At 66.2% G+C, this 5817-nt stretch carries 5 protein-coding genes and 1 tRNA gene; 5 read left to right on the plus strand and 1 reads right to left on the minus strand.

Annotated features, from left to right (window positions below; all coding sequences use genetic code 11):
- Positions 1-638, plus strand: a 638-nt coding sequence (locus tag H6B15_RS14880; protein ID WP_345942007.1) for an MFS transporter, incomplete at its 5' end; no start/stop codon positions are given.
- A 72-nt stretch (positions 639-710) separates the two neighbouring features.
- Positions 711-2369 (plus strand): O-antigen ligase family protein, encoded by a 1659-nt coding sequence (locus H6B15_RS14885; protein ID WP_204648794.1) that lies wholly within the window; start codon positions 711-713, stop codon positions 2367-2369.
- 123 nt (positions 2370-2492) lie between these two features.
- Here H6B15_RS14885 and H6B15_RS14890 read toward each other — a convergent pair.
- Positions 2493-2569 (minus strand) — tRNA-Asn (locus tag H6B15_RS14890).
- A 493-nt stretch (positions 2570-3062) separates the two neighbouring features.
- Here H6B15_RS14890 and H6B15_RS14895 point away from each other — a divergent pair.
- From H6B15_RS14895 to H6B15_RS14905, 3 genes are all read left to right on the plus strand, one after another.
- On the plus strand, positions 3063-3428 hold the full coding sequence (locus tag H6B15_RS14895) for a hypothetical protein (RefSeq protein WP_204648795.1): 366 nt from the start codon (positions 3063-3065) through the stop codon (positions 3426-3428).
- 51 nt (positions 3429-3479) lie between these two features.
- Complete coding sequence (locus H6B15_RS14900; protein WP_204648796.1) at positions 3480-4442, plus strand: hypothetical protein; 963 nt, start codon at positions 3480-3482, stop codon at positions 4440-4442.
- Between the two features lie 204 nt (positions 4443-4646).
- Positions 4647-5817: hypothetical protein (locus tag H6B15_RS14905; protein WP_204648797.1), on the plus strand; the 1171-nt coding region annotated here is incomplete at its 3' end.

Consider the following 5817-nt stretch of genomic DNA (forward strand, 5'->3'; position numbering starts at 1 on the left):
GTGCGCACCATGGCCTTGGGGGGCAGGTCGGCGGGCACCGCCGCCGACCTGCCCCCCAAGGCCAGGTGCGCACGGTGCAGTACAAGCTATGTCTGGCGGGGGTGGCGTTGGGCTCGCCCCCGGTGCTGCTGTTCAGCCCGGACCTTTTGCAGATTGCCGCCGACCGGGGCATGGCGGAAAACCTGGTCCCCCTGTGCGTGGTCATCGGGGCGGCGGCCTCGGCGGCGGGACGGCTGAGCTGCCCCGCCCTCAGCGACAAGGCCGGGCGCAAACCGGTGCTGTACGGGGTGTATGCCGGGCTGGGCATCGGGTCGGTGCTCTTTGCCCTGGCCCAGAACTGGTGGGTGGCCGCCGCCTATGCCATGCTCACCTTCTTCTATTCCGGCGGGGCGGCGGTGCAGCCCTCGCTGAACACCGACCTCTTCGGGCTGCGCCACGCCGGGGTGAACTACGGGTTCCTGGCCCTGGGCATGAGCGCCGGCAGCCTGCTCAGCTATGCGGGCAGCCAGCTGCTGCCCATGGGCGCCCGCCACTGGGCGGCGGTGCTCAGCGCGGCGGCGGGACTTTGCTGCTTCGCACTTGTAAAACCTTTGTGTCAAAATGGTACAACGGTTGCAAAAAAGGCCACAGGACGGTAAAATAGCTAGGTGACCCCGGACCCGGTCCGGCGGTCACCGTATTTTTGATGTTTCGGGAGGTTTTCCGTTTTCATGCCCAAGCATACCCTTTCCGCACAGCAGCGCCAACAGCAGGACCTGGCCCGGCTGCTCGCTTCCGCCGCCACGGCCATGCTGGTGGCGGTGCTGTGCGTCTTTCCTTTGTATATTGATAAATTCTCCAACCTGGGCCTGACCAAGTTTTCCGGCGGGTTCACCCTGATCCTGGTGTTCGCCGCCGTGCTGGGGGCCTGCCTGCTCATTGGCGGCAAGGTCCCCGCCGGGCGCTTTGCCAAAAAGGACCCCGGGGTGCTCTGGCTGGGGGCCTTTGTCCTCACCGGGCTGGTATCCACGGTGGCGTCCCTGTCCCCGGTGTCCTCTCTGTGGGGGCTGGGGGGCTATTACGGCGGGTTCTCGCTGGTGGTGATCACCGCCCTGGCTTACCTGTGTATCCGGGCTTTTGGCCGGGCGGCGGATGTGGATTTCCTGTTTTTCGGGGTGGGGGTCACCTCCTCCATCGTCACGGTTTTGTATGTGCTCAACATCTTCAACATCGACCTCATCGGCGCCTACCGGGACACGGCGGTGGTGGAGCGGGCCCAGTTCTTCTCCACCCTGGGCCAGAAGGACTTCAACGCCGGGTTCTTTGCCATCGTGCTGCCCATCGTCTTTTATGCCTGGCTCACCGCCAAAGGCCGGGCCCGGAACATCGCCTACGGCATTCCCATGGTTTTCGGTGGGCTGGCCCTGGCGGTGGTGGACGCCGAAGCCCTGACCCTGGGGGTGGTGGTGGCCGCCATGGTGCTGGTCTGCCACAAAAACTTCGACACCCGCATGGTGCGCCGGGGGGCCCTCATCGGGCTGTCCTTCTTTGCCTGGGCCGCCTGGATGCACCACATGCGGGCCACCGTCTACACCCAGGGAGGCCGGTCGCTGCTGTCCCATTTCGGGGACTGGCAGCTGGCGGTGCCGGGCATGATTTTCTGCGCCGCCGTGTGGGCTTTGCTGTACTGGCGAGCCCGGCTGGGTAAGCCGGAACGAAGCCTGTGCACCGTGGGCCGGGTCATGACCGCCGTCTGTGTGGCGGCGGTGGTCCTGCTGTTCCTGCTGGCCAACCTGTGGCCGGGGTTCCCCTCCCTGGGCAAGCTGGACGACTACCTGGTCTTCAACGATGACTGGGGCACCTACCGCGGCACCGGCTGGCGGGCTGCCTGGGGCACCTGGAGCAGCGCCCCCTGGTGGCGGCTGCTGCTGGGCTACGGCCCCGGCAGCATGCACCGGGCCATGGTGGCCTGGGCCGGGGATGCCCTCACCGACCGGATGAACACCTTCTACGCCGCCCACAACGAGTACCTGGAACAGCTGCTCACCACCGGCCTTCTGGGCCTGGTGGCCTGGGTTGGCTTTGTGGCGGTGCATCTGCGCCGGGGATTCCGCGCCTGGGCGCGGCCCGGCGTGGCTCCCGTACTGCTGGCGCTGTGCAGCTATCTGGCCCAGGCGGTGGTGTCCATCCGGGTGTCCATGCTCTTCCCGCTGGTGATGGTCCTCTTTGCCCTGCTGTGGGTGCTGGGCGCCGACGCCCCGAAGGAACCCGACCCCGCGCTGCCGGCCAGGGCGGCCCGGCTCCGGTATGCCCAGATCACCCTGTGCGCCGTGGCGGGTATGGCGGTGGCGGCACCCCTGTCCCATATGGTGCTCTGGTTCCTGTTCTGAGAAAAAACAATATGCACAAGAGGCGGCCCGCCGGGAAATATCCCGGCGGGCCGCCTCTCCGTTTATGATATTGCAGAATCCGGACAAAGAAAAAAGCGACAGAGGAAAACCTCTATCGCTTGTTGGCTGCCCCAGTCCGACTTGAACGGACGACACCCTGATTAACAGTCAGGTGCTCTAACCAACTGAGCTATGGGGCAATATTTGAATCAGCGTTATTAAGTATAGCGCGGGAAACCGGTTTTGTCAAGCGAAAAGTTGAAAAAAATTCAAATTTTTTTGCAGCGGGAAATGAAGGCACAAGTTCAAAAAAGTTTTTGGGCCCCGACACGCTTTTGCAACTTTTGCGGGGGCGGCGGGCTATACTCATCATGCGGGGCGAAACCCGCAGGGCTGCACCCCCAGCGGTGCGGCCGGGGCCCGGCGGCTATACGCCGGCCCGGAACAGACGGTTACATATGCCCGTGCAGCAGACAGAACCCGGTGCGGCGGTGCCCGGAATGCCCCCGACCCGATACGGGGGACGGAGCCTGACGAACAGGAACGCGCCTTGCCATCCGACGCTGCTCTGCCACGGACCCGGCGCAGTTGCGCTTTCACGCCGTTGTGAGACCGGGACGGGCCCGCCCGACAGTATTTGTTTTACCGCGCCCTGCGGGACGCGGTTCCGAAAAAACGGGAGGGGTGTACAAGATGAAACGACATCTGCATCTTGCCATGGGTTTGAGTTCTGTGCTGCTGGCGGCCTGCTGCCTGGCGGGCGCCGGACTGGCCTGGCTGCGTGCCGCCGTGGGCGCAGTGGCACGCACCGCCCTGGTGTGTGCGGCGGCTGAACCCGCACAGATACCCGAAGAGATCCTGACCATGACCGGCACCACCGAAACCGCTGTGTCGTCCACCGTCTATTGGTTCGGGGCCACCTTGCGGGTGGATGAGCAACCGGACACGGCGGTACGCATGCCCGCCAAGGCGCTGGATGCCGCAGCCTGGAGCCCGGCACCGCCGGGATTTGCCAGAGCCGGGCTCGGCCCGGTGTCTGTGACCGGAACCAGAACATGATCGCGGCGCCGTGAAGCCGGACCCGGCGGGCACCGCGGAGAAGGATAGCCGATGAAACGATTCCTGCGTACCGCGGCGCTGTGGGCGCTGCTGACCATCAGCGCGGCCCTGCCCGCCGGGGCGGCCGCCGCCGAAGAACCATCCCTGTGCCTGCGCCAGCAGCTAGACTGCCAGGCGGACGGCACCTATACCCTGACCCTGCAGGCCTGGGCCGCGGCGGATACCGCCCCCGGCCCCCAAGGGGAGCTGATCTACACCCTTGACGCTGCCTATACCCTGGGCGAAGACCCCGATATCCAGGTATACGGGGTGGACAAGACCCACAGCGGATGGGGACAGGTCAAACTGGACCTGCCCGGCCTGCAGCTGACCACCGATGCAGCGACCGGCACCCTGACCGTGACCGGTTTTGACTATAGAACCAACGCCGTGAGCGACAAACCCCGTCTGGACGGTTCCGGGCGCACCACCTTCGGCCGGAAGCTGGTGGTGCGTGTGGAGGGCATCCGGGCCGACTACGCCCACACTTTCGGAGGGTGTGGGGTGAGTGCCGGCACCGGCGGCGTCTGCACCCGGGAAAACCCCGACACACAGCCGGTGTGCCGGGCAACGTTTCCCGCTGCGGCGGCGGACATACCGCTGCGCTGTACCTATGCCCCCGCCGACCAGACCCTGACGACGGAACAGGAGGTGAATTTCGGATACATGATCAACCCGCCTGGGGGCGGGGCCGGCAACATGCCCGACGGTAAAAACAACGCATGGTGCACTGTGTGTTACACCGTATCGGCGGCCGGGTCCCCCGTGGCCGAGTACACCGTCCCCGCCGGAGCCCCCATGTCCGGCGGACAGTGGACCCTGTGGCCGGCCGAACCCTGCTATACCCCCGGACGGTACACCGTCACCGTAACCCTGGCCGCAGTCAACGACCCGGCCGGAACCCAACCACCCCAGGGCAGTGCCCGGCGCCTGGTCCTGCAAACCGGCGCCCTGGTCAAAAAGGCGGCCGAATGACCGCTGCCGCTGCCCTGTCCATACCCTGATCAGCCCTTCCCCAACCATGCCGGGCGCCCGGCACGGCGGGGAAGTTTTTTGTTGCGTTCGGTCCGGGGCCTTGGTATAATAATACCATATGTAAACAGAAAAATGCCGGGACCCGTGCGCTGGGGGGCGCACCCCGGACGGAAGTACATTGAGGAAGGAACGGGGTGCGTTACCGTGCCAAAAATCGACGTCAGCAAATTCATTGAACAAAGCGGCATCCGCAAGGCACGCTTTGGCGGATACGAGACCGCCGACGTGCGCCAGGCCATGCAGGCCCTGTGCATCGAATACGAACAGCGGCTGAACCGGGCCGAAAGCCACGCCAAGGCGCTGGTGCAGCAGAACAACGCCCTGGAACAGCATTGCCAGAACCTGACCGCCCAGAACCGGCGTCTGGCGGAACAGAGCGCCGCCTTGGCCGGCAACAGCGAGACCTACTCCCGCCAGCGGGCGGAGCTGGACAGCCGCCTGGAAAGCCTGAAGGAGAAAAACCATTCCCTGAGCGACCAGTGCGCCGTGCTGCAGCTGAAAAACACCGACCTGAAGAAGGAAAACGAGGAGCTGAAGGAGCACGCCGCCCAGGCCCGGGCGGAACTGCGCATCAAGGGCCGGGAACTGGACGACGAGAAGGCCGCCCAGACCGCCGCCCGCCGCAAGCTGCTGGAACAGGCCGAGGACGAGGCGGACAAGATCGTGCAGGACGCCCGCGCCCGGGCCGAGAAGATCACCGACCAGGCCAACCTGGAAGCCCAGGCCACCACCCGGGCGGCCCGGGAACAGGCCCAGGCCCAGGCCCGCAAGCTGGTGGATGCCGCGGCGGCGGAAGCCAACGAGGTTCAGAACGCCCACCAGCTGCGGCTGAACAGCCTGCGGGACGAAGTGCGGGTGCTGGAACAGCGGCGGGACAAGCTCATCGAGTTCCTGAACCGGATGGCCCGGGAACTGATGCAGGTGGAAGGCAATGCCAAGAGCGAGGGGGAAGCCGACGAGGCCGCGCCCACGCCGGAGAGCGACGCCCTGCCCGACCTGCACGAGGTGCCCACCCCGCCGGTGGAGCTGGACCTGGGGCCGGAAGCCATCGCCCGGGCGGTGGATGAACTGCGGGCCCAGGCGGCCGCCGAGGACGACAGCGCGCCGGAACCCGAGACCCCCGCCCCGGAACCGGAGGAGAACAGCGTGGCCGCCCGTGCGGCGCGCAGCTTCCAGCTGGTGACCGAGGACGAGGAGGAAGAGGAGAGCCCGGCGCCGGAAACGGCTTCCCAGGAGGCTTCCGCTCCGGACAAGGAGACCCCCGCCGAGGCGCCGGCCTCTCCTCTTCCTCCTCGTCCTCGGTCACCAGCTGGAA

It is taken from the genome of Gemmiger formicilis, from assembly GCF_016900095.1.
Taxonomy (GTDB): Bacteria; Bacillota; Clostridia; order Oscillospirales; family Ruminococcaceae; genus Gemmiger; species Gemmiger formicilis_A.